This is a genomic window from Streptomyces sp. NPDC059037 (assembly GCF_042740015.1).
Classification (GTDB): Bacteria; Actinomycetota; Actinomycetes; order Streptomycetales; family Streptomycetaceae; genus Streptomyces.
The window spans coordinates 54,278-57,420 of record NZ_JBHYIG010000019.1; the positions used below are offsets into that span (position 1 = coordinate 54,278).

The 3,143-nt window shown below is 69.2% G+C and carries 2 protein-coding genes; both read right to left on the reverse strand.

The window, feature by feature from the left end:
• Positions 1 to 300 precede the first annotated feature (300 nt).
• Positions 301 to 1,137, reverse strand: a complete 837-nt coding sequence (pflA, locus tag ACFWY6_RS06860; RefSeq protein WP_384687140.1) for a pyruvate formate-lyase-activating protein — start codon at positions 1,135 to 1,137, stop codon at positions 301 to 303.
• A 33-nt stretch (positions 1,138 to 1,170) separates the two neighbouring features.
• A partial coding sequence (pflB, locus tag ACFWY6_RS06865; protein ID WP_384687142.1) for a formate C-acetyltransferase occupies positions 1,171 to 3,143 on the reverse strand: 1,973 nt, incomplete at its 5' end.

The window sequence follows — 3,143 nt, forward strand, 5'->3', positions numbered from 1 at the left end:
CCCGGGCGCGGGTTGGGGGGGGGGGGGGGCGGTGGGTGGCGCGCGCCCGGCCCGGGGGCGGGGGGGGGGCCCCCCCCCCCCGGAGGCCGCTCGCCCCACCCGCGGTCCGTGTCGTCCGAAGACTGCTGCGACAGGGGGTCGTCGAAGACCAGGGCGCTCTTCGGCTTCTTCGGCGCCGTGGAACCCTCCGGGGTCTCCGATTCCTTCGGATCGCGCGGTTCGGGGGCGGGGGCGGTACTCATGTATCCAGGGTACGTCCGTGGGGCGCCGGTGGACCCGGCCATCGTGGGCCGGCCGCCGTCAGACGGCCTTGAGGCCCTGGGCCGCGAAGATCTCCTTGGCGGCGGTCACCTGCTCCGGGGTGGGCGATGGGGTGTCGCGCAGCGTGAAGTCCTTGCCGAGCGCGTCCCACTTCGCCTCGCCCAGCTTGTGGAAGGGCAGCACGTCGACGCGGGAGACATTGCCGAGCGAGGCGGCGAAGCGTGCGACGCCCTCGATGTTCGCCGGGTCGTCGGTCAGACCGGGGACGAGGACGAATCGCACCCAGATGTCCTTGCCGAGCGCCGCGAGGCGCCGGGCGAAGTCGAGGGTGGGACGCAGGGGGCGTCCTGTGACCTTCTTGTACGTGTCGGGGTCCCAGGACTTGATGTCCAGCAGGACCAGGTCGACATCCCGGAGCAGGGCGTCGGTGGCGCGCACGCCGAGGAAGCCCGAGGTGTCGAGGGCGGTGTGCAGGCCCAGTTCGTGCTTGAGGCGGTGCAGCAGTTCGCCGGTGAAGACGGGCTGCAGGAGGGGTTCGCCGCCGCTGACGGTGGCCCCTCCCCCGGCGGCGGAGATGAACGTCGTGTACTTGCCGGCCTCCGCGATCATGTCGTCGACCGTCGTCCGCTTGCCGTTCCGCATCCGCCAGGTGTCGGGGTTGTGGCAGTACAGGCAGGTCAACGGGCAGCCGGAGAGGAACGTGACGAAGCGCGTGCCGGGGCCGTCGACCCCCGTGGACAGGTCCCAGGAGTGGATGGATCCGGTGACCGGGCGGCGGGTCACGGCGGCCGCCGGGGTCGCCGTGCCGCGCACGGTCTTCGTACCGAGCACGGTCTCCGTATCGAGCACGGTCTCCGTATCGAGCAGAGCAGTCATGGCAGTGCTCCAGGTGGCTCACAGCTAGGTGGCTCAGAGCGAGCCGTGGAAGGTGCGGTTGATGACGTCGAGCTGCTGGTCGCGGGTGAGCCGGATGAAGTTGACCGCGTAGCCGGAGACCCTGATGGTCAGCTGCGGGTAGTTCTCCGGGTGCTCCATGGCGTCTTGGAGGGTCGCCTTGTCGAGGACGTTGACGTTCATGTGGAAGCCGTCACTGGCCATGAAGCCGTCCAGGACCCCGGAGAGGTTCGCGATCCGCTCCTCGGGAGTGCGGCCCAGGGCGTCGGGGGTGATGGTGTTGGTCAGCGAGATGCCGTCCTCGGCGTCGTCGTAGTCGAGCTTGGCGACCGACAGCGCGGAGGCGATGTAGCCGTGCTCGTCACGGCCGTTCATCGGGTTGGCGCCGGGCGCGAAGGGCTCGCCCGCGCGGCGGCCGTCGGGGGTGTTGCCGGTCTTCTTGCCGTAGACGACGTTCGAGGTGATCGTCAGGACCGACTGGGTGTGCACCGCGTTCCGGTAGGTGGGGTGCCGGCGGATCTTGCCCATGAAGTCGGAGACGATGCGCCGGGCGATGGCGTCCGCGCGGTCGTCGTTGTTGCCGTAGGCGGGGTAGTCCCCCTCGATCTCGTAGTCGACGGCGAGGCCGGTCTCGTCACGGATGACCTTGACCTTGGCGTGCTTGATGGCGGAGAGCGAGTCCGCGGCGACCGAGAGGCCCGCGATGCCGCAGGCCATGGTGCGCAGGATCTCCCGGTCGTGCAGAGCCATCTCGATGCGCTCGTAGGCGTACTTGTCGTGCATGTAGTGGATGACGTTCAGCGCGTGTACGTACGTCTTGGCGAGCCAGCCGAGCATCGCGTCGTAGCGTTCGGCGACGGTCTCGTAGTCCAGGTGGTCGCCCTCGATGGGCTCGAAGCCCTCGACGACGAGCTTGCCGGTCCTCTCGTCGCGGCCGCCGTTGATCGCGTAGAGCAGGGCCTTGGCGACATTGACGCGGGCGCCGAAGAACTGCATCTGCTTGCCGACGGCCATGGCGGAGACGCAGCAGGCGATGGCGGTGTCGTCGCCGTACTTGGGGCGCATCAGTTCGTCGGACTCGAACTGGATGGCCGAGGTGTCGATCGCGACCTTGGAGGCGAAGTCCTTGAATCCTTGGGGGAGTTGCCGCGACCAGAAGACCGTGAGGTTCGGCTCGGGCGCCGGGCCCAGGTTGTAGAGGGTCTGCAGGGCGCGGAACGTGGTGCGGGAGACCAGCGGGCGGCCGTCGTCGCCGATGCCTGCCATGGACCAGGTGACCCAGGTCGGGTCGCCGGAGTAGAGCTCGTTGTACTCGGGGGTGCGCAGGAAGCGGACGATGCGGAGCTTGATGACGAAGTCGTCGATGAACTCCTGGGCCTGGGCCTCGGTGAGGCGGCCGGCCTCGATGTCGCGCTGGAGGTAGATGTCGAGGAAGTTGTCGATGCGGCCGATCGACATGGCCGCGCCGTTCTGCTCCTTCACGGCGGCGAGGTAGCCGAAGTACAGCCACTGGATGGCCTCCAGGCCCGTGGACGCGGGGGTGGAGATGTCGTGGCCGTACGACATCGCCATGGCCTTCAGTTCGCCCAGGGCCTTGATCTGCTCGGAGGTCTCCTCGCGGGCGCGGATGACGTCCTCGGTGGCCCACTCCTCGTTCAGGAGCGTCTTGTCGGCTTCCTTCGCGGCGATGAGACGGTCGACTCCGTAGAGCGCGACGCGGCGGTAGTCGCCGATGATGCGGCCGCGGCCGTAGGCGTCGGGCAGACCCGTGATGATGCCGGAGGAGCGGCAGGCGCGGATCTCGGGGGTGTAGGCGTCGAAGACGCCTTCGTTGTGGGTCTTGCGGAGGCGGGTGTAGATCTCCTTGACCTCCGGGTCGGCCTGGTAGCCGTAGGCGTGGAGGGCTCCCACCTCCCTCCCCCAGCCGCCCCCCCGCCTGAGGGCGCGGGGCCGCGGGGCGTCGGTCTGGAGGCCCCCGACGACGACCA

Excerpts from the sequence above, each read along its gene's own strand:
- pflA (WP_384687140.1), bottom strand. The coding sequence starts at position 1,137 with ATGACTGCTCTGCTCGATACGGAGACCGTGCTCGATACGGAGACCGTG.